The sequence below is a fragment of the Curtobacterium sp. MCBD17_003 genome, from assembly GCF_003234885.2.
GTDB lineage: Bacteria > Actinomycetota > Actinomycetes > Actinomycetales > Microbacteriaceae > Curtobacterium.
The window spans coordinates 1,826,067-1,852,695 of record NZ_CP126275.1; the positions used below are offsets into that span (position 1 = coordinate 1,826,067).

General features: G+C 70.2%; 19 protein-coding genes and 1 tRNA gene. 4 read left to right on the top strand and 16 right to left on the bottom strand.

Annotated features, from left to right (window positions below; all coding sequences use genetic code 11):
• Positions 1-2: 2 nt before the first annotated feature.
• From gap to uvrB, 7 genes are all read right to left on the bottom strand, one after another.
• The gene (gene gap / locus DEI88_RS08725) at positions 3-1,007 is read right to left on the bottom strand and encodes a type I glyceraldehyde-3-phosphate dehydrogenase (protein WP_111009120.1); all 1,005 of its coding nucleotides are present in this window, start codon (positions 1,005-1,007) and stop codon (positions 3-5) included.
• Between the two features lie 198 nt (positions 1,008-1,205).
• A complete protein-coding gene (gene whiA / locus DEI88_RS08730) occupies positions 1,206-2,186 on the bottom strand; it encodes a DNA-binding protein WhiA (protein ID WP_111013276.1) in 981 nt (326 codons plus the stop codon).
• Between the two features lie 45 nt (positions 2,187-2,231).
• Complete coding sequence (rapZ, locus tag DEI88_RS08735) at positions 2,232-3,116, bottom strand: RNase adapter RapZ (protein ID WP_111071534.1); 885 nt, start codon at positions 3,114-3,116, stop codon at positions 2,232-2,234.
• Positions 3,117-3,176: 60 nt separating this feature from the next.
• The gene (uvrC, locus tag DEI88_RS08740; RefSeq protein ID WP_111048811.1) at positions 3,177-5,198 is read right to left on the bottom strand and encodes an excinuclease ABC subunit UvrC; all 2,022 of its coding nucleotides are present in this window, start codon (positions 5,196-5,198) and stop codon (positions 3,177-3,179) included.
• Positions 5,199-8,228, bottom strand: coding sequence for an excinuclease ABC subunit UvrA (gene uvrA / locus DEI88_RS08745; RefSeq protein WP_258371949.1), 3,030 nt, complete (start codon positions 8,226-8,228; stop codon positions 5,199-5,201). It lies immediately after the preceding gene.
• A 103-nt stretch (positions 8,229-8,331) separates the two neighbouring features.
• A complete protein-coding gene (locus tag DEI88_RS08750) occupies positions 8,332-9,246 on the bottom strand; it encodes an SDR family NAD(P)-dependent oxidoreductase (protein ID WP_111071533.1) in 915 nt (304 codons plus the stop codon).
• Positions 9,236-11,320 (bottom strand): excinuclease ABC subunit UvrB, encoded by a 2,085-nt coding sequence (gene uvrB / locus DEI88_RS08755; protein WP_181434794.1) that lies wholly within the window; start codon positions 11,318-11,320, stop codon positions 9,236-9,238. Before uvrB ends, DEI88_RS08750 begins: the two co-directional genes overlap by 11 nt.
• Before the next feature lie 193 nt (positions 11,321-11,513).
• Between uvrB and DEI88_RS08760 the strand changes: the two genes are divergently transcribed.
• A complete protein-coding gene (locus DEI88_RS08760; protein WP_111071532.1) occupies positions 11,514-12,848 on the top strand; it encodes an MFS transporter in 1,335 nt (444 codons plus the stop codon).
• 50 nt (positions 12,849-12,898) lie between these two features.
• Here the strand turns inward: DEI88_RS08760 and DEI88_RS08765 are convergent, their stop codons facing one another.
• From DEI88_RS08765 to polA, 7 genes are all read right to left on the bottom strand, one after another.
• A complete protein-coding gene (locus DEI88_RS08765; protein ID WP_111071531.1) occupies positions 12,899-14,224 on the bottom strand; it encodes an acyltransferase in 1,326 nt (441 codons plus the stop codon).
• 46 nt (positions 14,225-14,270) lie between these two features.
• A complete protein-coding gene (locus tag DEI88_RS08770; protein WP_111071530.1) occupies positions 14,271-15,812 on the bottom strand; it encodes a class I adenylate-forming enzyme family protein in 1,542 nt (513 codons plus the stop codon).
• 49 nt (positions 15,813-15,861) lie between these two features.
• Positions 15,862-16,953 carry a BPSS1187 family protein gene (locus tag DEI88_RS08775; protein WP_111013270.1) on the bottom strand — a complete coding sequence of 364 codons (1,092 nt, stop codon included), beginning with the start codon at positions 16,951-16,953 and terminating at the stop codon, positions 15,862-15,864.
• Between the two features lie 63 nt (positions 16,954-17,016).
• A complete protein-coding gene (coaE, locus tag DEI88_RS08780) occupies positions 17,017-17,631 on the bottom strand; it encodes a dephospho-CoA kinase (protein ID WP_111071587.1) in 615 nt (204 codons plus the stop codon).
• Positions 17,632-17,700: 69 nt separating this feature from the next.
• The gene (gene rpsA, locus DEI88_RS08785) at positions 17,701-19,158 is read right to left on the bottom strand and encodes a 30S ribosomal protein S1 (RefSeq protein ID WP_111009129.1); all 1,458 of its coding nucleotides are present in this window, start codon (positions 19,156-19,158) and stop codon (positions 17,701-17,703) included.
• Between the two features lie 225 nt (positions 19,159-19,383).
• Positions 19,384-21,072: a DUF885 domain-containing protein gene (locus tag DEI88_RS08790; RefSeq protein WP_111071529.1), complete on the bottom strand. Its 1,689-nt coding sequence runs from the start codon at positions 21,070-21,072 to the stop codon at positions 19,384-19,386.
• Positions 21,073-21,155: 83 nt separating this feature from the next.
• Positions 21,156-23,822, bottom strand: a complete 2,667-nt coding sequence (polA, locus tag DEI88_RS08795; RefSeq protein ID WP_111071528.1) for a DNA polymerase I — start codon at positions 23,820-23,822, stop codon at positions 21,156-21,158.
• 128 nt (positions 23,823-23,950) lie between these two features.
• Between polA and DEI88_RS08800 the strand changes: the two genes are divergently transcribed.
• Positions 23,951-24,295, top strand: coding sequence for a PaaI family thioesterase (locus DEI88_RS08800; RefSeq protein ID WP_111071586.1), 345 nt, complete (start codon positions 23,951-23,953; stop codon positions 24,293-24,295).
• 27 nt (positions 24,296-24,322) lie between these two features.
• Here the strand turns inward: DEI88_RS08800 and DEI88_RS08805 are convergent, their stop codons facing one another.
• Both DEI88_RS08805 and DEI88_RS08810 read right to left on the bottom strand, forming a co-directional pair.
• Positions 24,323-24,928, bottom strand: coding sequence for an ANTAR domain-containing response regulator (locus tag DEI88_RS08805; protein ID WP_111009132.1), 606 nt, complete (start codon positions 24,926-24,928; stop codon positions 24,323-24,325).
• A 100-nt stretch (positions 24,929-25,028) separates the two neighbouring features.
• Positions 25,029-25,110, bottom strand: a tRNA-Leu gene (locus DEI88_RS08810).
• A 94-nt stretch (positions 25,111-25,204) separates the two neighbouring features.
• Here DEI88_RS08810 and DEI88_RS08815 point away from each other — a divergent pair.
• Positions 25,205-25,933: a VIT1/CCC1 transporter family protein gene (locus DEI88_RS08815; RefSeq protein WP_111013390.1), complete on the top strand. Its 729-nt coding sequence runs from the start codon at positions 25,205-25,207 to the stop codon at positions 25,931-25,933.
• A gap of 123 nt (positions 25,934-26,056) precedes the next feature.
• Positions 26,057-26,596 (top strand): HdeD family acid-resistance protein, encoded by a 540-nt coding sequence (locus tag DEI88_RS08820; RefSeq protein ID WP_181435102.1) that lies wholly within the window; start codon positions 26,057-26,059, stop codon positions 26,594-26,596.
• Positions 26,597-26,629 lie beyond the last annotated feature (33 nt).

The window sequence follows — 26,629 nt, forward strand, 5'->3', positions numbered from 1 at the left end:
GGTTACAGGCGCTCCCCGACGTACTCCGTCAGGTCGACGAGGCGGTTGGAGTAGCCCCACTCGTTGTCGTACCACGAGGTGATCTTGACCAGGTTGCCCATGACCTTCGTCAGGCCCGAGTCGTAGATCGACGAGTGCGGGTTCGTCGTGATGTCGCTCGACACGAGCGGCTCGTCGCTGTACTCGAGGATGCCCTTGAGCGGCCCCTCCGCGGCGGCCTTGTACGCCGCGTTGATGTCGTCGATCGTCACGTCGGAGGAGGTCTCGAGCGTGAGGTCGGTGATCGACCCGGTCGGCACCGGCACGCGGAGCGCGAATCCGTCCAGCTTGCCCGCGAGCTCCGGGAGCACGAGACCGATGGCCTTGGCGGCGCCGGTCGAGGTCGGCACGATGTTGAGCGCGGCGGCGCGGGCGCGGCGGAGGTCCTTGTGCGGGCCGTCCTGGAGGTTCTGGTCCGCGGTGTAGGCGTGCACCGTCGTCATGAGACCGCGCTCGATGCCGAACGCGTCGTTGAACACCTTGGCGAGCGGCGCGAGGCTGTTCGTCGTGCAGGACGCGTTCGAGATGATGTGGTGCGACGCCGGGTCGTAGGTGCCCTCGTTCACACCGAGCACGATCGTGACGTCGTCGCCCGTGGCCGGCGCCGAGATGATGACCTTCTTGGCGCCCGCCTCGATGTGCTTCCGCGCGTCCTCGGCCTTCGTGAAGAACCCGGTCGACTCGATGACGATGTCGACACCGAGCTCGCCCCACGGCAGCTTGGCGGGGTCGCGCTCGGCCAGGACCTTGATCGGCTTGCCGTCGACGACGATGCTGTCGCCCTCGAGCCCGACCTCAGCCGGGAGCTTGCCCGTGATCGAGTCGTACTTCAGGAGCTGAGCGAGCGCCTTGTTGTCGGTGAGGTCGTTCACCGCGACGACCTCGAGCTCGCTGCCCTTGGCCAGGGCGGCCCGGAAGAAGTTGCGGCCGATCCGGCCGAAGCCGTTGATGCCGATCTTGACGGTCAATGGAACTCCTGTGTCTGTCGAGCGTGCTTTCGACGCTGGTGTTCGGAGTGCAGGTCGGGGCCTGCGCCTGAGGCTGACGATACGCCCGAGACGTCGTCGGGACGACAGTAGCAGTCGGCACAGATCGGTCGACGCACGAGGTCGAGCGACGTCACGGACGGGCGCGGGAGACGCTTCCGCGGGTCCGTGGCCGAGCGCTCAGGCCTCGTCGAGGTCGTCCGGCAGGTTCGCCTCGGTGCCCGGGACACCCAGGTCGAGCGCCTTCTTGTCGGCCATCGCGAGCAGGCGCCGGATGCGTCCGGCGATGGCGTCCTTCGTCATGGGAGGGTCAGCGTGCTGCCCGAGCTCGTCGAGGCTCGCATCGCGGTGGGTGAGCCGCAGTGCCCCTGCGTACTTCAGGTGGTCCGGGACGTCGTCGCCCAGGATCTCGAGCGCTCGCTCCACCCGGGCGCACGCGGCGACCGCCGCCTGCGCCGAGCGACGGAGGTTCGCGTCGTCGAAGTTCACGAGCCGGTTCGCGGTCGCGCGGACCTCGCGACGCTGACGGAGCTCCTCCCACTCCGCGCTGCACCGCGCTGCGCCCATGACGGTGAGCATCTGGCCGATCGCCTCACCGTCACGGATCACGACGCGGTGGACGCCCCGGACCTCCCGGCCCTTCGCCGCGACACCGAGGCGGGACGCCGCTCCGACGAGCGCCATCGCAGCCTCGTTCCCGGGGCAGGTGACCTCGAGCGCGGCAGCGCGCCCCGGGTCGGTCAGCGTGCCGGTGGCAAGGAAGGCGCCACGCCAGATGGCGGCGAGGTCGTCACGGTTGCCGGTCGTCAGTCGGTTCGGGAGGCCCCGAACCGGGCGACGACGGGCGTCCATGAGACCGGTCTGGCGCGCCAGGGTCTCGCCCGCCTCGAGCACGCGGACCAGGTAGCGGGTCCCGCGCCGCGCGGATGCGGACGAGCCGACGCTCGCCTCGCTGCGCACGCCGTACAGCTCAGCGAGGTCCTTCCGCACGCGGTGCACGATGATCCGGGTGTCGAGTTCGACCTCGACCGCGATCCTGCCCGAGATGACGTGCAGGCCCCCCGCGAACCGAAGCACCGTCGCGAGTTCCGCGGCGCGGACCGTGTTGCGGTTCACGGCCACACGGGCCAGTTCGTCCTTGACCTCGGCAGTCAACGGCAATGCATCATTCCTTACGTTCGGGGGCACGCGGGAAGGGAGGGTCGGTCACTCCCTACCGAGGTCGCGGTTCTTGACGCGCACGGCCACGTTCGGCATCCCGCGGATGAGACTCGCCAGCTCGGCGACGATGGCGACGGACCGGTGCTTGCCGCCCGTGCAGCCAATGGCGATCGTAGCGTGTCTCTTGTTCTCTCGCTGGTACCCGGCCAGCACCGGCTCGACCGCCGCCGCGTAGCGGTCGATGAACGGACGTGCTCCGTCCTGGCCCACGACGTAGTCCGCGACGTCGGCGTCGAGGCCCGTGTGCTCGCGGAGTTCCGGCACCCAGTAGGGGTTCGGGAGGAAGCGGACGTCCGCCACCATGTCCGCATCGGCGGGCAGTCCGTACTTGAACCCGAAGCTCATCAGGGTCACCTGAACGCCCACGAACCGGTCCTCGGCGAACTGCTCCGCGACCCGGGCGGCGAGCTGGTGGATGTTGAGGTCCGACGTGTCGATGACGACGTCCGAGGCTTCACGGAGTCCGAGCAGACGCGACCGCTCTCGACCGATGCCGTCGAGGAGCGTGTCCTCGCCCTGCAAGGGGTGGGGCCGCCGCACCTGCTCGAACCGCCGGACGAGGACGGCGTCGGTCGCCTCGAGGAAGAGCACCCGGACCCGTGCGGTGGTGCTGTCCCGGAGTCGTCGGACGGCCCCCTCGGGGTCGGTGAAGAACCTCCCACCGCGGACGTCCACGACGGTCGCGATCTTGGGCAGCGACTCCCCCGCCCGCTCGGCCAGGTCGGTCAACGGACCGAGCATCTGCGTCGGCAGGTTGTCGACGACGTACCAGCCGAGGTCCTCCAGCGCCTTCCCGACGGTGGACCGCCCCGCGCCGGACATGCCGGTCACGATGAGCACGTCGTGCGAGGGACTACTGAGGTCGGTCATTCGTGAGCGCGCTCCGTGGTCACCGTGCGGTGTGGTCGTCATCGGACTGGTCCGCCCAGGCTAGCGGCTCACCGAATGGAGCGCGGGCAGATCCGGCGCTTCGGGCGCTGACCCGGGTTCGGGCGCTTCGGGCGCTGATCCGGGTTCGGGCGCTTCGGGCGCTGACCCGGGTTCGGGCGCTGACGTCGGTGCCGACGCGTCGAGCTGTCTCCGGATGGCAGCGGCCGTCGCCGGACCGATGCCGGGGACCTCGGCGATCTCCTCCGGTGTCGCATCGCGCAGCCGAGCCACGGACCCGAAATGCTTGAGGAGACCGTTGACGCGCGTCGGACCGAGGCCGGGGATCTCGGCGAGCCGGCTCCGGACATCGCGCTTGCGCCGTGTCCGCTGGTGGGTGATCGCGAACCGGTGCGCCTCGTCACGGATCCGCTGGATCAGGAACAACGCCTCGGAGTTCCGCGGCAGGATCACCGGGAAGTCATCGCCCGGTAACCAGATCTCCTCCAGGCGCTTGGCGATCCCGCACAGCGCGATGTCCGTGACGCCGGCGTCGGCCATCGCCCGGGCAGCGGCCTCGACCTGCGGCTGACCGCCGTCGACGATGAGCAGCTGCGGTCGGTACGCGAACCGCTTGGTGCGTGTGCCCTGCTCGACGACCTCGTCGCTGGTCGGGTCCGCCACGGTCGGGAGGTCGGCGTCCTCGTCGAGCCGCGCGAGGCGTCGTGACAGCACCTGGTACATGCTGTCCGTGTCGTCACGGGACTCGGCGATCGTGTAGCGCCGGTACTGGTCCTTCCGTGGCAGGCCGTCCTCGAAGACGACCATCGACGCGACGATGTTCGTGCCCTGCAGGTGGGAGATGTCGTAGCACTCCATCCGCAGCGGCGCCTCGGTCATCCCGAGGGCGTCCTGGATGTCGGCGAGCGCGGCGGAGCGGGTCGTGTAGTCGGCCGACCGCTTGGTCTTGTACAGCATCAGGGCCTGGGCAGCATTGACCGTCGCGGTCTTCGCCAGGCCGGCACGGTCCCCACGCTGGGCTGTGCTGAGTCGTACCGCGCGGCCACCACGCTGTTCGGACAGCCAGGTCTCGAGGGCGTCGGCGTCCTCGGGCAGCGCCGGGACGACGACCTCGCGCGGCGGCTCCTCGGCTCCGGCGTACACGCTCTGCACGATCTGCTCGACGAGCTCGCCGGTGCTGATGTCGAGCTCCTTGTCGACCACCCAGCCCCGCACGCCTCGGATCCGGCCACCCCGCACCGTGAACTGCTGGACCGCGGCCGCGAGTTCGTCCTCGGCGACACCGAACAGGTCGAGGTCGACCGAGTCGCGGAGCACGACCGCGCTCTTCTCGAGCACCGCCTCGAGCGCCTCGACCTGGTCGCGGTAGCGGGCCGCTTCCTCGTAGTGCATGGCGTCGGCGGCGGCTGCCATCCGTGCACGACGTTCGCTGATGACCCGCCGGTCGTAGCTGCCCATGAAGCGGACGAACTCCTCGACGATCGCCCGGTGCTCCTCGATCGACACCCGACCGGAGCACGGACCGCCGCACTTGCCGATCTGCCCCGGGAAACAGGGCCGCCCGGTCTGCATCGCGCGCTTGTAGCTCGAGTCCGAACAGGTGCGGATCGGGAACACCTTGATCATCAGGTCGATCGTGTCGTGCACCGCCCAGATCTTCGGGTACGGCCCGAAGTACTTGGCGCCCCGGATCTTCCGGTTCCGCGTGACCATGACCCGAGGGGCTTCGTCCCCGAGGGTGATCGCCATGTACGGGTACGACTTGTCGTCCCGGAACTTGACGTTGAAGGGCGGATCGAACTCCTTGATCCACGTGTACTCGAGCTGGAGGGCCTCGATCTCGCTCCCCACCACGGTCCACTCGACGCTCGCCGCCGTGAGGACCATCCGCCGGGTCCGCTCGTGCAGGGTCGGCAGCGGTGCGAAGTAGTTGCTGAGGCGAGCACGGAGGTTCTTCGCCTTGCCGACGTACAACACGCGCCCGTCGGCGTCACGCCACCGGTACACGCCCGGGTCGGTCGGGATCTCGCTCGCTCTCGGTCGCCACGGGACGGTGTCCGCCACCTACCGGACCTCCGCCGCGACCCGACTGCGTCCGGCCACGTGGTCCGCCGACCGACGGTCGACCGCACGCTGCGCGCCCACTCGGGCGTCCTGGGCATCGAAGATCTCGCGGAGGAACACGCCCGTGTGACTCTCCGGCACGTCCGCGACGTGTTCCGGCGTCCCCGTGGCGAGCACCGTGCCACCACCCGACCCGCCCTCGGGGCCCATGTCGACGATCCAGTCCGCCGACTTGATGACGTCGAGGTTGTGCTCGATCGTGATGACCGTGTTGCCCTTGTCGACGAGCCCCTGCAGCACGAGCAGGAGCTTGCGGACGTCCTCGAAGTGGAGTCCGGTCGTCGGCTCGTCGAGCACGTACACGGTCCGCCCGTTCGAGCGACGCTGCAGTTCGGTCGCGAGCTTGACGCGCTGGGCCTCACCACCGGAGAGCGTCGTGGCACTCTGACCGAGACGCACGTAACCGAGTCCGACGTCGACGAGGGTCTTCATGTAGCGGTGGATCGCCGAGATCGGCTCGAAGAACTCGGCCGCCTCGCTGATCGGCATCTCGAGCACCTCGGAGATGTTCTTGCCCTTGTAGTGGACCTGCAGGGTCTCGCGGTTGTAGCGCGCACCGCCACAGACCTCGCACGTCACGTAGACGTCCGGCAGGAAGTTCATCTCGATCTTGATCGTGCCGTCGCCCGCGCAGTTCTCGCAGCGCCCGCCCTTGACGTTGAAGCTGAAGCGACCGGGCCCGTAGCCGCGGGTCTTGGCCTCTTGCGTCTCGGCGAACAGGTTCCGGATCCGGTCGAACACACCGGTGTACGTCGCGGGGTTCGACCGCGGGGTCCGGCCGATGGGCGCCTGGTCGACATGCACGACCTTGTCGAGCTGGTCGAGGCCCTTCACGCGGGTGTGCTTGCCCGGGATGTGTCGAGCACCGTTGAGCTGGTTGGCGAGCACCTTGTAGAGGATGTCGTTGACGAGCGTCGACTTGCCGGAACCACTGACCCCGGTGACGGCCGTGAACACCCCGAGGGGGAACTGCACCTCGACGTCCTTCAGGTTGTTCGCCCGTGCCCCCTGGACGGTGATGACGCGCTTCCGGTCGACGCGACGACGCTCTGCAGGGAGCTCGATGGCACGACGCCCCGCGAGGTAGTCCCCGGTCGTCGAACCGCGGTTGTCGAGCAGCTCCTGGTACGGCCCCGAGTGCACGATCCGACCGCCGTTCACGCCCGCACCCGGGCCGACGTCGACGATCCAGTCGGCCGTCCGGATCGTGTCCTCGTCGTGCTCCACGACGATCAGCGTGTTCCCGAGGTCGCGCAGCTTGACCAGGGTGTCGATGAGACGCCGGTTGTCCCGCTGGTGCAGGCCGATGCTCGGCTCGTCGAGCACGTACAGCACGCCGGTCAGGCCCGAGCCGATCTGCGTCGCCAAGCGGATCCGCTGGGCCTCCCCGCCGGAGAGCGACCCTGCACCACGAGACAGGGTCAGGTACGACAGCCCCACCTCGAGCAGGAACTCGAGGCGCGCGCGGATCTCGCGCAGCACGGCGGCCGCGATGTGGGCCTCCCGAGGGGTGAGGGCGAGCGACTCCATGAAGGCGTGGGAGTCCTCCAGGCTGAGGTCGCAGACGTCGGCGATGCTCCGGTCCGCGACCGTCACGGCGAGCACCTCGGGCTTGAGGCGCGTGCCGTCGCAGACGGGACACGGGACCTCGCGGAGGTACCCCTGGAACCGCTGGCGCTGCGCGTCGGTCTCGGCCTCGCCGTACTTGCGCTCGATGTAGGGCATCACGCCCTCGAAACCACTGGTGTAGCGCATCTCACGGCCGAACCGGTTGCGCCAGGACACCGACACCTCGAAGTCCTTGCCCGTCAGGATGGCTGCCTGGACGGCCGGGTCGAGCTGGTTCCACGGGGTGTCGAGCCGGAACCCGAGCTCCTTGCCGAGTCCCTGCAGGAGCTTCTCGAAGTAACTGTAGAGGCCGCCCGTCCCCGTCCACGGCAGGACGACGCCGTCGGCGAGGCTCGCCTCGGGGTCGCCGAGCACGAGGTCCGGATCGACCGACATCCGTGTACCGAGGCCTGAGCACTCGGGGCATGCTCCGAACGGCGCGTTGAACGAGAACGTCCGGGGCTCGATCTCGGTGAGCGCGAGCGGGTGGTTGTTCGGGCACGAGAGGTTCTCGGAGTAGGTCCGAACCGCACCGGGGCCCTCGTGGTCGACGAGGTCGATCGAGACGGTGCCGCCGGTGAGCCGGAGTGCGGTCTCGAGCGAGTCGGTCAGGCGCCCGAGGACGTCGTCCGACGCGACGAGGCGGTCGACGATGACCGCGATGTCGTGCTTGACCTGCTTCTTCAACGTGGGCGGTGTGCTCAGTTGCACGCGCTCGCCGTCGACGATGGCCCGCGCGTACCCGGAGGCCGCGAGTTCCTGGAAGAGGTCGACGAACTCGCCCTTCTTCTTCGACACGATGGGTGCCAGCACCTGGAACCGCGTACCGGTCTCGAGCGTCATCAACTGGTCGGCGATCTGCTGCACCGACTGCTTGCTAATCACCTCGCCGCACACCGGGCAGTGCGGAACGCCGATGCGCGCCCACAGCAGCCGCATGTAGTCGTAGACCTCGGTGATCGTCCCGACCGTCGAGCGCGGGTTGCGGTTCGTCGACTTCTGGTCGATCGACACGGCGGGGCTGAGTCCCTCGATGAAATCCACGTCGGGACGATCCACCTGCCCGAGGAACTGGCGCGCGTACGCCGACAGCGACTCGACGTACCGACGCTGCCCCTCGGCGAAGATCGTGTCGAACGCGAGCGAGGACTTGCCCGAGCCGGACAGACCCGTGAACACGACGAGGGAGTCCCGCGGGATCTCGAGGTCGACGTCCCGCAGGTTGTGCACGCGCGCACCCCGGACGCTGAGCGTCGAGGTCGAGGTCCCGGAGATGCTGGCGCCGGGGACGTGCGGCTCGCCGGGTTGCCCGAAGGCCGCCAGATCGGAGGAAGGAGTACCGCGGTCGGAGGTGATGGTCATCACCTCGATTCTACGAAGCCCGTCTGACATCCGGCCCGCCCCGCGCGTCCCACGGGGTTCGCCCCTCGCGGACAGCGGCGGCCGGCCCGGCACACGTCCGGGGTCAGACCGACGTGGCGGCGGGCTCGCGACCCACGACCGCCGCCGAGGCCTCCCAGAGGCGCGCCGCCGCGGTGCGATCGTGGGCATGGGGTTCCGCGGGGACGACGGTCGCCCCTCCGCGCAACTGGAACCATCCGTCCGGGCCCCAGTACGCGCCGGATCGGACGTCATCGCCCACCGCGGCGTGCACGAGCGGGACGGCCCCGGCGTCCTTGCCCTGCGCGACCAGACGGCCCCCGACGCGGAGCCACGGTGCTCCGGGTCCGGACGGCACGACCCCCGGACGCGACGGCGACAGCGAGTCGAGCGCGAGACCAGGGTGCGCCACGACGCTCCGCACGGAGGAGCCGCTGTCCGCGAGACGCTGGGCGAGCTCGAACCCGAACAGCATCACGGCGAGCTTGCTCCGCGCGTACTGGAGGTAGTTCACGTAGGGATCCGCCCGGAAGGGGTCCCGCCCGTCGAGCCGGACCCACCGGTGGCTGATGCTTCCGACGTGCACCACGCGACCCGCCGTCCGCTCGAGCAGCGGCAGCACCTGCGCCGTCAAGGCGAAGTGCCCGAGGTGGTTCGTCCCGATCTGCAGCTCGATCCCCTGGGCGGTGCGACGTTCCCGGCGCGACCCCACGACCCCCGCGTTGTTCACGAGGGCGTCGACCGGTCCGAGACCGGCGATGGCGTCGGCCGCCTCCGTGACGCTCCTGAGGTCGGCCAGGTCGACGAGGACCTGCGCGATCGATGCGTCCGGTGCCGCACGACGGATCGCCTGCTCGGCTCGCGCAGCGCGCTCCCGGTCGCGGCACGCGAGCACGACGCGGTGCCCCGCCACGGCGAGCTGCTCGGCCGTGAAGTACCCGAGGCCAGCACTCGCCCCCGTCACGACGACGGTGCGCCGGACCGCCGGATCACCGGACATGTCCGGCGGCCTCCATCTGTCGCAGGGCCTTCTTCAGGTCCTGGACCTCGTCACGGAGCCGCGCGGCCAGCTCGAACTTCAGCTCGCCGGCCGCCTGCAGCATCTGCTCGTTGAGGTCCGCGATCGTCGACTCGAGTTGGCTCGCACCCTCGGCCGCGAGGCCTTCGCGGCGGAGGTTCGGCGTGGGCGAGCGACGGGCGTCGCCGGCCCCGCGGCGCTCCAGGAGCTCGCGGGTGTCGGCGCCCTCGCGCGCGAGGACCTCGGTGATGTCCGCGATCTTCTTGCGGAGCGGCTGCGGGTCGATCCCACGCTCGGTGTTGTAGGCGATCTGCTTCTCGCGACGCCGCTCGGTCTCGTCGAGCGCCTGCCGCATCGAGTCCGTGATCTTGTCGGCGTACATGTGGACCTCACCGCTGACGTTGCGGGCGGCACGACCGATCGTCTGGATGAGCGAGGTGGACGACCGGAGGAAGCCCTCTTTGTCGGCGTCGAGGATCGCGACGAGCGACACCTCGGGCAGGTCGAGCCCCTCGCGCAGCAGGTTGATGCCGACGAGCACGTCGTACACGCCCTGCCGCAGTTCGGTCAGCAGCTCGACGCGCTTCAGCGTGTCGACGTCCGAGTGCAGGTAGCGGACACGCACGCCCGCGTTCCCGAGGAAGTCCGTGAGCTCCTCGGCCATGCGCTTGGTCAGGGTGGTCACGAGGACGCGCTCGTCCCGGTCCACACGGATGCGGATCTCCTCGAGCAGGTCGTCGATCTGCCCCTCACTCGGTTTGATCACGATCTGCGGGTCGACGAGCCCCGTCGGCCGGATGATCTGCTCCACCACGCTGTCGGTCACACCCAGCTCGTAGCGGCCGGGCGTCGCCGACAGGTAGACCTTCTGACCGACGCGGTCGAGGAACTCCTCCCACGTCAGCGGGCGGTTGTCCATCGCGCTCGGCAGCCGGAATCCGTGCTCCACGAGCGTGCGCTTGCGTGACGCGTCGCCTTCGTACATGGCGCCGATCTGCGGCACGGTGACGTGCGACTCGTCGATGACGACGAGGAAGTCGTCCGGGAAGTAGTCGATCAGGCAGTGGGGCGCCTCGCCGGGGGCGCGGCCGTCGATGTGACGCGAGTAGTTCTCGATGCCGCTGCAGAACCCGATCTGCTCCATCATCTCGATGTCGAACGTCGTGCGCATGCGCAGCCGCTGGGCCTCGAGCAGCTTGCCCTGCTGCTCGAGTTCGGCCAGGCGCTCTGCCAGTTCCTCCTTGATGGTGCCGATCGCGCGGTGCATCACGTCGGTGGCGGCGACGTAGTGCGAGCCGGGGAACACGGTCACCGCGGGCAGCTCCTTCACGACGTTGCCCGTGAGCGGGTGCAGCGCCGTCAGGGCCTCGATCTCGTCGCCGAACATCTCGATGCGGATCGCGAGTTCCTCGTACACGGGGATGATCTCGATCGTGTCGCCACGCACGCGGAACGTGCCCCGGGCGAAGTCGACGTCGTTGCGCTGGTACTGCATCGCCACGAAGCGGCGCACGAGCGTGTCCCGCGAGATCTGCTGTCCCACCTGCAGCGCGAGGGACGCGTTCATGTACTGCTCCGGCGTACCGAGGCCGTAGATGCAGGACACCGTCGAGACGACCACGGTGTCCCTGCGGCTCAGCAGGGAGTTCGTCGTCGAGTGCCGGAGCCGCTCGACCTCGGCGTTGATCGACGAGTCCTTCTCAATGAAGGTGTCGGTCTGCGGGACGTACGCCTCGGGTTGGTAGTAGTCGTAGTACGAGACGAAGTACTCGACCGCGTTGTTCGGGAGCAGACCGCGGAACTCGTTGGCGAGCTGCGCGGCGAGCGTCTTGTTGTGGGCGAGCACCAGGGTCGGCCGTTGCACCTGCTCGATGAGCCACGCGGTGGTCGCCGACTTGCCCGTCCCCGTGGCGCCGAGCAGGACCACGTCCGTCTCGCCCGCGTTGATCCGCCCCGCGAGTTCCGCGATGGCGGCCGGCTGGTCACCGCTGGGCTCGTACTCGGAGATGACCTCGAACCGACGGAGGGCTCGGGTGGGTTCGATCATCGTGGTCATGCCGTCGATGCTAAGCGCGACGACCGACAGCAGCCCGACTGGTTCGCGGCGGGCTGATCGCTCGCGCGTATCCTGGTGTGATCACGCTCCAAGATGGCTGATAGGGACCGGCGATACCGTGATCGACCGTGGGGAGGCGCTCAGGTCGCCGGCTCCACCGCTCCCCCGCTCACTCCGAAGAACAGGACCCGCGATGACCACCGCAGCGAAACCGGCCGCGGCCCCCGTACCCGTCAAGGCGAGCCCCTTCCGCGGACGCCTCCGCGGACGGGTCCTGCTCCTGCTCTGCGTCATGTACGCGATCTCGTACATCGACCGGACGAACATCTCGACCGCCCTCCCCGAGATGGCGAAGGACCTGGACCTGTCGACGACGGCGCAGGGTGCGATCGTGTCCGCGTTCGCGCTCCCCTACGCCTTCGTCCAGATGGGCGGCGGCTGGCTCGGCGAGAAGATCGGCCCGCGTCGGTCGCTCCTCGCCATCGGTGTCCTCTGGGGCGTCGCGACGATCTGGACGGGCCTCGCGGGCGGCGTCCTCAGTCTCTTCCTCGCTCGCGCACTCCTCGGCCTCACCGAGGGATCCGCGTTCCCCACCGCGACGCAGGCGATGAGCCGGTGGATCCCCCGGGACCGCAACGGGTTCGCCCAGGGGATCGTGCACTCCGCCTCGCGGCTCGGCAACGCCCTCGCCCCGCTCCTCGTCGCGGCGATCATCGCCGCCGCCGGCTGGCGCGAGTCCTTCATCTACGTCGGCCTGCTCAGCGCCATCTGGGCGGGATTCTGGTGGTTCCTCTTCCGCGATCGTCCGGAGACCGCACCCGGCATCTCGCAGCGGGAGCTGGACGAACTCCCGCCCGCCCAGGTCCGCGCCACGCGTCCGCCGGTCCCGTGGCGCCAGCTCATCAAGCAGATCCTGCCGGTCTCGTTCGTCGACTTCGGCTACGGCTGGACGCTCTGGGTGTTCCTCACCTGGATCCCGTCATTCCTCGCCGACTCCTACCACCTCCCGCTCACGACGTACGCCGGCTACACGTCGGTGATCCTCCTCGCCGGCGTGATCGGCGACACCGTCGGTGGCATCGTCTCGGACCGACTCATCCGTCGTGCCGGTGACGCGCGCAAGGCCCGTCGCACGGTCCTCCTGATCGGGCTCGTGGGTTCCGCGGTGTGCCTGCTCCCGCTGCTGTTCTCGCACCACCTCTGGCTCGCGTCCGCCTCGCTCATGCTCTCGTTCTTCTTCCTCGAGCTGACGAACGCCAACCTGTGGGCCATCCCGATGGACGTCGCCCCCCAGTGGTCGGGCACCGCGAGCGGCATGATGAACACCGGCTACGGCTTCGCCGGCGTGTTCTCCCCCATCGTGTTCGGGTGGCTCGTCGGGGTGTCCGGGTGGCAGTGGCCGTTCGCCCTGTCCGTCGCACTCCTCCTCGGCGCCGCGATCGTCGCCTGGTTCATGAACCCGAGGCGCCTGACGGTCACCGACGGCGTGCTCGAGATCGGCGTCCCGGCGGCGGAACGCAGCGCCTGAGACCACGACGGACGGGCCGTCCCACCTGGGTGGGACGGCCCGTTCGCGGATCACCGCTCGGCGTGCGACCCGCCGACGTCGTCCGTCTCGCCGACGAGCGCGTCATCCGGTTCGACGGCCTCGCTCGAGCGCTCGCGTCCCGCGTCGCGGACGGCACGAGCCGTCGTCGTGGTCGTACCGCCAGCGGACGCGAGCCGCTCCCGTCCGCGGCGCCGGGCCTCCCGGGCGCTCCGGGACCCGAGCGACGGACGCCCGGTGAGCGGGATGCTGAGCGGCGTCCAGCGGAACAGTTCGGTGATCGCGACGGCGAGCACGATGACGAGCACGTACGTGACCGGCGTGAGCCACGGCTGCGCGACATGCCGCTCCAGCCAGCTGTCGCCGTAGAGCAGCAGGAAGATCACGAACGGGTGGCTCAGGAAGATGCCGAACGACCGGTCGGACCCGTAGTCGATGACGCGCGCCAGGAGGGTCGAGGGGTCGCGTCGGTCGGCCCACGCCGCGCCGAGCGCGAGGAAGCCCATCCCGATCGCGGCGCTCCAGACGACCTCGATCGGCTGCAGCGGGGTGCCGGCCGCGTACAGGGACTGGCCGAGGAGCACCTGCCCCGCCCACACGGCGAGGGTGAGCACGCCGACCCCGGTGACCCCCCAGCCGATGAGTCGCCGACGCACCCGGATCCAGGTGAGGAACGCCTCCGCGTGGTCCGCGGCGACGGCACCCGAGACGATGAAGAAGACGTACATGAAGAAGAACTGCTTGCTGTACCCGTGCATCCAGTCGAACGAGTGCGGCCAGTACTTGTACGCGCCGTAGACGACCAGGTTGACCACGAGCGCGACGACCGTCAGCAGCACGTGGTGACGGCGCGTGCGTCGGACCAGCCACATGATCGCCGGGAGCAGCAGGTACACCTGCATGGTCACGAGCAGGAAGTACAGGTGGTACATCGCCGTGCCGGTCACGATCCCGTGCGCGAGGTCCGTCACCAGGAGCGGGACGTCCCCGCGCTCGGTCACGCTGAGGAGCCACGCCGACCCGACGTACACGAGGGACCACGCCAGGTACGGCACACCGACGAGCAGGAACCGCTTCGGCCAGAACTGCGACATCGGCTTCGGTCGCAGTGTGTAGCTGTAGACGAGGACGAACGCCGTCAGCGAGAAGAACACGAGGCGGGTGAAGTGCAACAGCGCGAGCAGGGCGTAGTAGAAGTGGTTGTCCGACGCGGTCGTGTGGCTCGTCGTGTGGACGCCGATCACACACGCGAAGGTCAGGATCCGCAGGACGTCGACCTCGTACAGGTGACGCGGGCGGCCGTTCTGCCGTGTCGGTGTGGTGACGTTCGTGTCGGTGGCGGCGGGGGCGGATTGCACCGCTCAAGGCTACGGCGTGATCCGATGAAGGTCCCGCAGGCGGTGACTACTCCACCGAGGCCATCGCCCGCACGCGCGCGCGCTGCACCTTGCCGGTCGGCGCCCGGGGCAGGTCCGGGACGACGATGATCTCGACCGGCCGGCGGAACCGGGTCAGCTGCGCCGCGCAGCGGGCGGTCAGGTCGGCGACGAGCGACGCGGCCGCCGTGTCCTCGCTCGGTTGCGGGATGACGTAGGCGACCGGAACGTGCCCGAGGATCGGGTCGGGGCGCCCCACGACCACGGCCTCGAGCACGCGCGCGTCGCCGAGCAGGACGTCCTCGACCTCGGACGGGTAGACCTTCTCGCCTCCGCGGTTGATGACGTCGTCCGATCGACCGGCGAGCGACACCCACCCGTCTGTGGAGATCGAGCCGAGGTCGCCGGTGGACAACCAGCCCTCGGCGTCGAACCGCTCGGAGGCCCGGCCGAACAGGTACCGGCTCACGACCCCGGGTCCGCGGATCCACAGCGCACCGACCTCGCCTGCCGGGAGGAGCGCGCCGTCCTCTCCACGGACCTGGACCTCGGAGCCGACGGGGACGCCGACGGAACCGGGTCGGGGCGCTGAACCGAGGGGGGTCGCGGTGATCTGGCTGGCACCCTCGGTCATCCCCCAGCTCACGACGAGCGGCGTCGCACCGAGGGCCGCTCGGACCGGGTCGGGAAGTGGGGCGGAGGCGCTCCGGACGAACCGGAGACCCGCGGGGAGGTCGAGCGGCCCCGTCTTCGCGAGGACGGCGAGGACCGCCGGCACGGCGTTGAGCCAGGTGATGCGACGCTCGGCCAGGAGCTCCCAGAAGCCGGTGCGTCGGAACCGCTTGTCGAGCACGAGCGTCGAACCGGCCACCATGGTGGCGAGCAGCCCGACGACCTCGGCGTTGACGTGGAACAGCGGGAGCGAGTTGAAGCCCCGGTCCTCCCGGGTGAGCTCGTTGTGGTCAGCGACCGCTCGTGCCACGAACACGAGCTGGGGTTCGGGCAGTTCGACGCCCTTCGGCGTGCCCGTCGAACCGGACGTGAACAGCACGACGGACCCGGTGTCGAGCGCGTCGGGAGCGCTCGACGGGACGGTGCCGGCCACGACGTCGATCGGGTGACCGGTGGCGGGGTCGATGTGCGCCGCCGCGGTCCCGGCGATCGTGGCGTCGTCTGCACGGTCGGAGACGACGAGGGAGGCGCCATGGAGCAGGTCCGCGAGGCGCAGGGGCTCGGAGGTCGGCTGCCCCGTGTCCACCGGGACCGCACGACGGCCGGAGGACAGCACTGCGAGGTGCACGACCGCGAACGACAGCGGGTCCCCGAGATCCACGAGGACCGCGCCGGAGGGGGCGATCCCGAGGTCGTCGAACACCGACGTCCAGGCCTGGACCGCTTCGGCGAAGGCCCGGTACGTCAGCACCCGGTCGGACCGGGCGTCCTCCAGGTAGTGGTGGTCCGGGTCGTCGGTTCCCCGACGTCGGATCAGGGCGGCGAGGGTCTCCGCTGACCTGCTCCCGGAGCCTTCCGGATGCCGGTCTCCGCTGACGTCGTCCACTCCACGTTGCACTCGCCCATGCTATTGCGGCTCCCTATGAACGTGCAGAGGCGCGGGATCCTCACCCCTGGGACGGCGTCGGTGCCGCGGAGCGCGTGGGGTTCGGCTCGTGGGTCTGCGGGAGCGGGAACCGCGTCAGCATCCAGTGCCACAGCGGCAGCATGCGCGGGGTGCCGTTCGCCTGGAGCGGGGTGGCGTCGTCGATGATGAGCGAGTGCGCCTGGTCGGGGTCACCGACGTCCAACCGGGTGAGGATCGCGTGCGGGTCGCCCGATGGAGGCCGCGTCGTCGTGACCGACGGGCCGTGCGGACCGTCGAGACCGAGCACGCGCCACGAGCCGCGGATGCGCGGCCCGAACACGTCACGCACGTCGTCGATCGCGTACTCGCGGGTGATCGGCGTGACACCCGGGCGGTCCATCCACGCCGCGTGCGCCGCCCCGTCGGACTCGACGGGCGACGAGAACATGAGCGCACCGAGCACCGGTCGGATGTGCGCGATGAAGGCCGCCTCGCCGCCGCCCTGGGAGTGGCCGGCCACCACGATGTGGTCCCAGGCGATGTGACCCGAACCGTCCACGAAGCGGTTCCATCCGCCCGCGGGGTCCGCGCTCGACAGGTGCGCCACGGCGTCCCGGAGACGAGCGGTGATCGACCCGGCAGGTCCGACGTCGCTGAACTGGGAGGCATCGGTGCCGTCGAACCGGTTCCGCTGGACCTGCGTGTAGCAGCGGGGGTCGTTCTCGCATGTCCCGGACAGCGTCGTCCCGAGGTTCCAGTAGTCGAGGCCGAGCACGTTGTACCCGGCCTGGGACGCGACCGACAGGAACGTCCGGTAGTCCGCGGGGCGCGCCCGCGTGGCGGGCAGGAACAGCAGCAGGGGGCCGTCCCCGACCGATCGGGACGCGAAGTCCGTCGCGTTCGGCGTGAGGCGCTGCCCGTCGACGGCACCGATCCGGAACCGACGGAAGTCATGCGTCTCCGCGGGCGGGCCGACGTGGCCGAGCGACCCCGACGGACCCCGGGGAGCCTCGGCGGTGGCCTGCTGGTGCTCGGACGCCGTGTCGACCACGACCACGACCGCGACCACGACGGTGACGGCGAGTACGACCACGAGCAGGGCATGGAGGGCGTGACGCGCGGCCGAGGACACGTGCGGGGACGTTACCGGACGTCGCCGCGCGCAGGCTGCTTGCTCCCTGACGGGTCAGAAGAACTACTCAGGTTGAGACGCGACGATGCGGTCCCACACCTCGTCCGCAGCGCGGATCGTGTCGGCTGGCGAACCGGTCGCGTCGACGACCAGGTCCGCGAGCGCGAGCCGCTCCTCGTCGCTCGCCTGTGCCGCGACCCGACGTTCCGCGTCCCCACGCTCCATGCCACGGTGGCGCACCAGGCGGTCGATCCGGTCCGGAGCGGGCGCGTGCACGACGACCACGGTGTCGAAGCGGAGCGGCCGTCCCTCCTGGGCTTCGGCCAGCAACGGCACGTCGTAGACCACCACGGCGTCGGGATCGGCCCGCTCGGCCTCGGCGAAGCGCTCCTTCGCGATGCGCCACACCTCGGGGTGGGTGATCGCGTTGAGGGCGGCGCGCGCCTCCGCGTCGCGGAAGACGACCGCGCCGAGGGCCGGGCGATCGAGGGACCCGTCCGGCGCGATCACCGCCGGGCCGAACCGCTCGCTGATCGCCGCCAGCCCCGGGCTCCCGGGCGCGACCGCCTCGCGCGCCAGGAGGTCGGCGTCGACGACCACCGCGCCGCGCTCCGCCCAGCGCGCGGACACCGTCGACTTGCCCGCCGCGATGCCACCCGTCAGTCCGATGATCCGCACGTCCACCACCTTAACGGGCGAGAGCCCGGCACCCTCGTGGGTACCGGGCTCTCGGGACGCGTCGGGCGGTCAGCTGTTCGAGCTGAGCCGCTCGCGCAGCGCCGCGAGCGAGGCGTCGTCGGCCAGGGTGCCCTGACCAGCCGTCTCGCTCGAGAACGACGACCCAGCGGACGCGGCGGGCGCGTCGAAGGGCGTGGACTCCTCGGCGATCGACGCGGCGACCTGCTTCTTGTGCGCTTCCCAGCGAGCCTGGGCAGCCGCGTACTCCTTCTCCCACGCGTCGCGCTGGGTCTCGAAGCCCTCGCGCCACTCGTTGGTCTCCGGGTCGAAGCCCTCGGGGTACTTGTAGTTGCCCTGCTCGTCGTACTCGGTCGGCATGCCGTAGAGCGCCGGGTCGAACTCGTCGCCCTCGGGGTCGACGCCCTCGTTCGCCTGCTTGAGGCTGAGCGAGATGCGGCGACGGTCGAGGTCGATGTCGATGATCTTGACGAAGACCTCGTCACCGACGGACACGACCTGCTCCGCGAGCTCGACGTGCTTGTTCGACAGCTCCGAGATGTGCACGAGGCCCTCGATGCCGTCGGCCACACGGACGAACGCACCGAACGGCACGAGCTTCGTGACCTTGCCCGGCGCGACCTGACCGATCGCGTGGGTGCGGGCGAAGACCTGCCACGGGTCCTCCTGCGTCGCCTTGAGCGAGAGCGACACGCGCTCGCGGTCGAGGTCGACCTCGAGGATCTCGACGGTGACCTCCTGGCCCACCTCGACGACCTCGCTGGCGTGCTCGATGTGCTTCCAGGAGAGCTCGGACACGTGGACGAGACCGTCGACGCCGCCGAGGTCGACGAACGCACCGAAGTTGACGATCGACGAGACGATGCCCTTGCGGACCTGGCCCTTGTGGAGGTTGTTGAGGAACGTCGTGCGCGACTCGGACTGCGTCTGCTCGAGCAGGGCGCGGCGCGACAGGACCACGTTGTTGCGGTTCTTGTCGAGTTCGAGGATCTTCGCTTCGATCTCCTGGCCGAGGTACGGCGTGAGGTCACGGACGCGACGGAGCTCGATGAGCGAGGCCGGGAGGAAGCCACGGAGGCCGATGTCGACGATGAGACCGCCCTTGACGACCTCGATGACCGTGCCGGTCACCACGCCGTCGGACTCCTTGATCTTCTCGACGTCGCCCCACGCACGCTCGTACTGCGCGCGCTTCTTCGACAGGATGAGACGGCCTTCCTTGTCCTCCTTCTGGAGGACGAGGGCCTCGACGTCGTCGCCGACCTCGACGACCTCGTTGGGGTCGACGTCGTGCTTGATCGAGAGCTCGCGGGAGGGGATCACACCCTCCGTCTTGTAACCGACGTCGAGGAGGACCTCGTCGCGGTCGATCTTCACGACGGTCCCGGAGATCAGGTCGCCGTCGTTGAAGAACTTCAGGGTCTTCTCGACCTCGGCCAGGAAGTCATCAGCCGAACCGATGTCGTTGATGGCGACCTGCTTAGGAGCCTTGGTCGTGGTGGTTGTCATGTAGAGATTGCTCCGAACGGGCATTGATCGGGCCATGACGATCGGGGTCCCCCTGGCGAGCACGGGAGGTCCGTGCACGCTTCGGCATGGCGAAGTGGATGCTTGACGCGGATTGCGCCGCACCAGTCTAGCCGGGCCTCCCCCACGGTCACAACCGCGAGCGGGACCCGCGACGGCTCCGTCCCGGGACCCCCGACAGGGGGTGTAACCGCCCCGGGGCGGGGGTCATTCCCGCTCGGGGAGCAGCGCCGACCGGAGCGTGTCGAGTCCGACCCCGCCGAGGGCCAGGGCGTCGCGGTGGAAGGCCCGCAGGTCGAAGTCGGCACCGGCACGCGCCGCGGCCTCGTCGCGGATGGACTCCCACACACGCTGACCCACCTTGTACGACGGGGCCTGTCCCGGCCAGCCGAAGTAGCGGTCGACCTCGAACCGGACGAACGCGTCGTCCATGTTCACGTTCTGTCGCATGAAGTCGAGCGCGTACTCGTGCGTCCAACCACCGCCGTCGGGGTTCGTCTTCTGCAGGTGCACCCCGATGTCGAGGACGACGCGGGCCGCCCGCATCCGCTGGCCGTCGAGCATGCCGAGGCGGTCGCCGTCGTCGTCGAGGTGGCCGAGCTGCTCCATGAGCCGTTCCGCGTAGAGCGCCCAACCCTCGACGTGTCCCGAGGGGCCGGCGAGCTGACGCCGCCACGTGTTGAGCTCGCCGCGGTTGTAGACCGCCTGGCTGATCTGCAGGTGGTGGCCCGGGACGCCTTCGTGGAACACCGTCGTCTTCTCGCGCCAGGTCGCGAACTCGGTCACGCCGTCGGGCACGGACCACCACATGCGGCCCGGCCGGCTGAAGTCGTCGCTCGGGCCCGAGTAGTAGATCCCGCCGTCGTGGGTGGGGGCGATCCGGCACTCGAGGCGACGGATGGGGTCCGGGATGTCGAAGTACGTCCCCGCCAGGGCCTCGACCGAGGCGTCCGAGGTCTCCTGCATCCAGGCGCGGAGTGCGTCGGTGCCGTGGAGCTTCCGGGCCGGGTCCGCGTCGAGCACCGCGATCGCCCGGGCGACGCTGGCCCCGGACTCGATACGGTCGGCGATGCGCTCCTGCTCGGACCGCATCCGCGCGAGCTCCTCGAGCCCCCACGCGTAGGTCTCGTCCAGGTCGACGACCGCGCCGAGGAACCGACGGGAGTGCAGCTCGTAGTCCTCGCGTCCGACCGCGTCCACCGGGGTGGCGAGCGGCATCAGCTCGTGCTCGAGGAACCGACCGAGCGACCGGTACGCGGCAGCCGCGACGGCGGCGCCACGGCTGAGATCGGCACGGACCGACTCCGGCAGCGCACCACCGTCGTCGAGGGCGGCGTCGGCGGCCAGCTCGTCGAAGAACCCGCCGTCGCGGGCGTTCCGGAGGGCCTGCTGCGCCACGGCGGCGACCTGTCGCTTCGCGGGGGTCACGCCCTCGCGCGTCCCCTGCAGCAGGGTCTCGCGGTACCCCTCGAGCGCGTCGGGGAGCGCGGACAGCCGGTTCGCGATGTCCGACCAGTCGTTCGCCGTCGCCGTCGGCATGAGGTCGAGGACGTCCCGCAGGTGCTGCGCCGGGCTGGCGATGACGTTGAGGTCCCGGAGGTGGAGTCGCCGGTCGTACGACTCGACGACCAGGTCGAGTTCCGCGCCGAGGTCCGTCTTCGTCACGCGGTCGATCGCGTCGACGGGCTCCGCGGCGTCGAGGCTCCGGCGGGCCGCGCGTGCGGCGTCCGCGAGGGCGTCCGCTCCCGCGGGCGACGTGTCACCGTACTCACCCTGCCGACCGCCCACGCCGATGTAGGTCCCGATCGTCGGGTCGAGGTCGACGAGTGTCGTCACCCAGTCCTCCGCGACGCGGTCGACGGCGGACGGCTTGCGGACAGGACGCTCGGAGCTCATGGTGCGACCATACCGACTCCGCGATCCGGGAGGCCCGGAGCGACCCCGGCGGACCGTCCGACCGGGCGATCGCGCCTGGTCGCTCAGTGCGCCGCTGCCTCCCAGTTCGGCCCCGTGCCGACCTGGACGTCGAGGGGCACGCTCAGGTCCGCGGCACGGCCCATGCGCCGACGCACGATCTCCTCGACCGCGTCCTGTTCGCCCGGAGCGACCTCGAGGATGAGTTCGTCGTGCACCTGCAGCAACAGGTGCGAGTCGTGGCCACCCGCGTCGAGGTCCGCCGCGACGCCGAGCATCGCGATCTTCATGATGTCCGCGGCCGAACCCTGGATCGGCGCATTGAGCGCAGCCCGCTCGGCGTTCTCCCGGAGCACACGGTTCGGGCTCTTGAGGTCGCCGAACGGACGCCGGCGACCGAAGATGGTCTCGGTGTAGCCGTCCTCGCGGGCCTGTTCCACGACGTTGCGGAGGTAGTCGCGCACCGCTCCGAAGCGCGCGAAGTACTCGGCCATGAGGCCGCGTGCCTCTTTCTGGTCGATCCGGAGCTGCTTCGACAGGCCGAACGCGCTCAGTCCGTAGGCGAGTCCGTACGACATCGCCTTGACCTTCGTGCGCATCTCCGGGGAGACGTCGGCGGGCTCGACCCCGAACACGCGGGCACCGACGAACCGGTGCAGGTCCTCGCCCTCCTTGAACGCCTGGATGAGGCCCGGGTCCCCCGACAGGTGCGCCATGATGCGCATCTCGATCTGGGAGTAGTCGGCGGTGAGCAGGGTCGTGTACGGAGCGGCCACCGTGAACGCGGACCGGATCCGACGGCCGACCGCGGTCTTGACAGGGATGTTCTGGAGGTTCGGGTCGGTCGACGAGATGCGTCCGGTGCTCGTCCCGGTCTGTTCGTAGGTCGTGTGCACGCGACCGTCGACCACGGCGGCGTCGAGGGTGTCGACGATCTGCCGCAGCTTGGTCGCGTCGCGGTGCTGCAGCAGCAGGCCGAGGAACGGGTGCGGGTGCTGCTCCTGGAGGTCCGCGAGCGACGCGGCGTCGGTCGAGAAGCCCGTCTTGGTCTTGCGGGTCTTCGGCATCGCGAGCTCGGTGAACAGGACCTCTTGGAGCTGCTTCGGCGACCCGAGGTTGACCTCGTGCCCGATCTCCGCGAACGCCTGCTGTGCGAGCTCCGAGGCGCGCTCCCCGAGTTCGCCCGACAGGTCGGCGAGGACCGCGTGGTCCATCGCGACGCCCCGGGACTCCATGTCGGCGAGGACGGACACGAGCGGGAGCTCGATGTCGTCGAGCACGCGCAACGACCCGGGGTCGATCCGGGCGCGGAGCGCGGTCTCGACCCGGAGGGTGTACCAGGCTCGTGTCGCCGCGCTCGCCGGCTCCGACTCGGGGACGAGCTGGTTCGGGTCGGCCGTGGGCATGGTCTCGCGGAGCTCGCCGTAGACGAGGTCCTCGAGCGACTGCCCCTGCCGGGCCGGGTTCGCGAGCCACCCCGTCACGCGGGGGTCGCCCGCGAGGCCGCCGAGCGTGAACCCCGCCGTCGCGAGCGCCTGGACCGCTGCCTTCGCGTCGTGCAGGTGCTTCGGCGCGTCCCCGGCGAGCCAGGTCTGCAACTGCTCGTAGTCACGCGCTCCACTGCCTCCGGGCACGAGCACGGCGTCGTCATGCGTCGCGATGCCGATCGCGCTGAGACGCCCGTCGACGGTCTCGACCGACACCCCGAAGCCGTTGTCCGCGTCGTGCTCGGTCTTGGTGCGGAGCCAGTGTCCCAGCTCCTCGTCGATCAGGGTCCGCGCGGCCGGCGGCGTCGGAGCACCGTCGTCCACCCCGCCCTCGGTCGCGGCGTCGCCGTCACCGGTCCCGGCGACCTTGAACACGCGGTCGAGGAGCGTGCGGAACTGCAGGCGGTCGAACAGCTCACGCACCGCGGCCTCGTCGACCGGACGGATGACGACGTCGGCCGGCCCCACCGGCAGCTCGACGTCGCGCACGAGACGGTTCAGGCGGCGGTTCCGCACCGCGCGGTCCTTCTGTTCGCGGAGGTTGGCGCCGACGACGCCCTTGATCTCGTCGGCGTGCTCGAGGACACCGTCGAGCGAGCCGTACTGGGTGATCCACTTGACGGCGGTCTTCTCGCCCACCTTGTCGATCCCGACGAGGTTGTCGCTGGTCTCACCCACGAGCGCCGCGATGTCCGGGTACTGGTGCGGTTCGATGCCGTACCGCTCGTACACCTTGTCGCGGTCGTAGCGGGTCAGTTCGGACACGCCCCGCACCGACGGGTAGAGCAGCGTCACGTCGTCGTCGACGAGCTGGATGGCGTCGCGGTCACCCGAGACGACGTACACGCGGTACCCCTGCTGCGCGCCCTGCAGCGACAGCGTGGCGAGGATGTCGTCGGCCTCGTAGTCCTCTTTCGTGACCGTGGTGATGCCCATGGCGTGCAGGGCCTCTTGCAGGAGCGGGATCTGCCCCTTGAACTCCTCGGGGGTCTCGGAGCGGGTGCCCTTGTAGTCCTCGTACTCACGAGTGCGGAACGAGAACCGCGAGATGTCGAACGCCACGGCGATGTGGGTCGGTCGTTCGCGCTGCAAGAGCATGAGCAGCATCGAGATGAAGCCGTGGATCGCGTTCGTGTGCTGGCCTTCGCGGTTCACGAAGCTGTCGACCGGCAACGCGTAGAACGCCCGGAACGCCAGCGAGTGTCCGTCGATGACCAGGAGGGTAGGCTTTTCCGCGTCCGACACCCGGACAGCCTATCCACGGCCGGTGACAACCCCGGAGGCCATGAGTGACCGACAGCCCGACCATCACCGGCTCCCCCGAGGGCGTCGAGCGGTACGAACAGCGCGGGATCGGTGAACTCGCCGAGAAGATGGGCATGCAGATCCTCGAGCTGAGCGCCCAGCGCGCCGTCGGCACGATCCCGGTCGAGGGCAACCGTCAGCCGGTCGGGCTGCTGCACGGCGGGGCGTTCGTGGTCCTCGCCGAGAGCCTGGGCTCGATGGCGGCGACCGTCCACGCCGGCCCCGGGCGCATCGCGGTCGGCATCGAGCTGAACGCGTCACACAGCCGGAGCGCCACGACGGGCGTCGTCACGGGTACGTGCACCGCGATCCACCTCGGCCGCACCCTGTGCACGCACGAGATCGTGCTCACCGACGACGAGGGGCGACGCTGCTCGACGGTCCGCATCACCAACCTGCTCCGCGACGCCTGACCGCCGCCGCGCCGCTGGCCGGTCGCGCTACTTCTTGACGCTGAGCTGCTCGATGATCGCCTTGGCGACGTCGTGCATGGTGAGCCGCCGGTCCATCGAGGCCTTCTGGATCCACCGGAAGGCCTCGGGCTCCGTCAAGCCCATCTTCTCGTTGAGGAGCCCCTTCGCGCGGTCGACGAGCTTGCGGGTCTCGAACCGCTCGACGAGGTCGGCGACCTCGGCCTCGAGCGTGATGATCTGCTGGTGCCGAGAGAGCGCGATCTCGATCGCGGGCAGCAGGTCGTTCGGCGTGAACGGCTTCACGACGTATGCGAGGGCACCGGCCTCGGTCGCACGCTCGACGAGCTCCTTCTGACTGAAGGCCGTCAGCAGCACGACCGGCGCGATGTGGTTCTTCGACAGCCGCTCGGCCGCGGAGATCCCGTCGAGCTGCGGCATCTTGACGTCCATGATCACGAGGTCGGGCCGCAGGTCCGTGGCGAGCGCGACAGCGGTCTCGCCGTCGCCGGCCTCGCCGACCACGTCGAAGCCGTTGTCCCGGAGGATCTCGACGATGTCGAGGCGGATGAGCGACTCGTCCTCCGCGACGACGACGCGACGGGGTGCGGTGGGGGTTGCTTCTGTGTCACTCACGCGGCAATCCTACTATGCCCATCCCGGCCCTCCCGGAGTCCCGGGACGGTCAGCAGGCGACGTCGTTCCGGCGACCGGTGATCCTGCCGGGCGCCGTCGGTACGAGTGGCGGGACTCGAACCCGCACGCCGTGAGGCAGAGCATTTTGAGTGCCCCGTGTCTGCCGATTCCACCACACTCGCGTCCTGCTCAGGCTAGCAGGAGGGCCGGACCGCACCAGGTGAGGCAAGCCTGTCCATGCTGGCGGCGCAGGTCCGGTGGTGGTTCCATTCCTGCATGTCGCACGCAACGGACCTCGCCCTGCCGGAGACGAGCGCCGTCGACGACGCGACGAGCGCCGGTCGACTCAACTGGCTCCGGGCGGGCCTCCTCGGTGCGAACGACGGGATCGTGTCCGTCGCGGCGATCGTCGTCGGCGTGGCGGGTGCCGGCGCGTCGACCGGAGCGATCGCCGCCGCCGGCACGGCCGGACTCGTCGGAGGCGCCATCTCGATGGCCCTCGGCGAGTACGTCTCGGTCAGCGGCCAGCGGGACGCACAGCGCACCGGACTGGCCGCACGCCAAGCGGAGCGCGCGGCAGAGGCCGAGGACGCCGGCGCGATCGCCGGTCACTACGCCGCCCTCGGCGTCGACCCCGACACCGCAGCGTCGATCGCGGCCGAGCTCGTGCGTCCCGAGGTGCGACGCCGACGCGCCGCCATCGCCCTCGCGGACGAGGAAGCCGACATGGTCAGCCCGTGGCGCGCCGCGTGGGTCTCGGCGGCGACGTTCACGGTCGGCGCCCTGTTGCCCCTGTTCGCCATCCTGATCCCGCCAGCCGGTGCTCGGGTGCCCGCGACGATCGTCGCCGTGCTCCTCGCCCTCGCCGTGACCGGCGCGACCGGGGCGACCCTCGGCGGCGCGGCCCGCGGCCGCGCGACGGTGCGGGTGGTGGTCGGCGGGGCCCTCGCGCTCGCGGCGACCTACGCCGCCGGACTGCTCCTCGGCGCGCACGTCGGCGGATGATCGCGAGGTCCTCCGTCGGCTCGCTGAACACCCGCTGAGCGCGGCGCCCGCCCGATCGGTACCGTCTGCCCGGAACCCGGATCCGACCCCGAGCCCGGGACCCGACGGAGAGGGACAGCCAACGTGGACACACGTGCGGTCCGGACCTTCCGCGTGTTCGTGGTGACCACCGCGGTCGTCGCGATCGTGCTCGGCGGTGTCGGCATCCTGTGGCCACGCCCGACGCTCGTCGTGCTCGCACTCCTGTTCGGCGTCGATCTCGTCGTCGCCGGGGTCCTGCGGGTGGCCTCGGCGGCGATCGGCCGGGGCACGCACCGGGTCTGGCGCTGGGTGTCGATCGTCGGTGGCGTGTTCGTGGCAGCCGCGGGGCTCGTCTGCCTGCTCGACCCGGCGGCCCCGCTCGTCGTCCTGGCGACGCTCGGCGGGATCGGGTTCGTCGTCGAGGGTGTCGCGGCACTCGTCGGCGCGGTCGTCGGTCACCCGGGCTCGTCGCGCGGACCGAGTGCGGTGAGCGGTGCGCTGTCGATCCTCGCCGGTGTGGCGGTCCTGGTCGCACCCGGACTCGCGTTGGCGGCGTTCGTCGTCCTCGCCGGCATCGTCCTCGTCGTCGTCGGCATCGCGGCGCTGCTGCTCGTCCCGCCCCGCGCCGCCATCCGCGGATGACGCCACGGCACCGTGCGTCCCGCGCCGGAACGT

Bases quoted from the DNA above. Each gene is read 5' to 3' on its own strand.
- rapZ (WP_111071534.1), bottom strand. From the start codon at position 3,116: ATGACCGACCTCAGTAGTCCCTCGCACGACGTGCTCATCGTGACCGGC.
- uvrA (WP_258371949.1), bottom strand. From the start codon at position 8,228: ATGACCATCACCTCCGACCGCGGTACTCCTTCCTCCGATCTGGCGGCC.
- DEI88_RS08750 (WP_111071533.1), bottom strand. From the start codon at position 9,246: ATGTCCGGTGATCCGGCGGTCCGGCGCACCGTCGTCGTGACGGGGGCG.
- uvrB (WP_181434794.1), bottom strand. From the start codon at position 11,320: ATGACCACGATGATCGAACCCACCCGAGCCCTCCGTCGGTTCGAGGTC.
- DEI88_RS08760 (WP_111071532.1), top strand. From the start codon at position 11,514: ATGACCACCGCAGCGAAACCGGCCGCGGCCCCCGTACCCGTCAAGGCG.
- rpsA (WP_111009129.1), bottom strand. From the start codon at position 19,158: ATGACAACCACCACGACCAAGGCTCCTAAGCAGGTCGCCATCAACGAC.
- DEI88_RS08790 (WP_111071529.1), bottom strand. From the start codon at position 21,072: ATGAGCTCCGAGCGTCCTGTCCGCAAGCCGTCCGCCGTCGACCGCGTC.
- DEI88_RS08800 (WP_111071586.1), top strand. From the start codon at position 23,951: ATGGGCATGCAGATCCTCGAGCTGAGCGCCCAGCGCGCCGTCGGCACG.
- DEI88_RS08815 (WP_111013390.1), top strand. From the start codon at position 25,205: ATGTCGCACGCAACGGACCTCGCCCTGCCGGAGACGAGCGCCGTCGAC.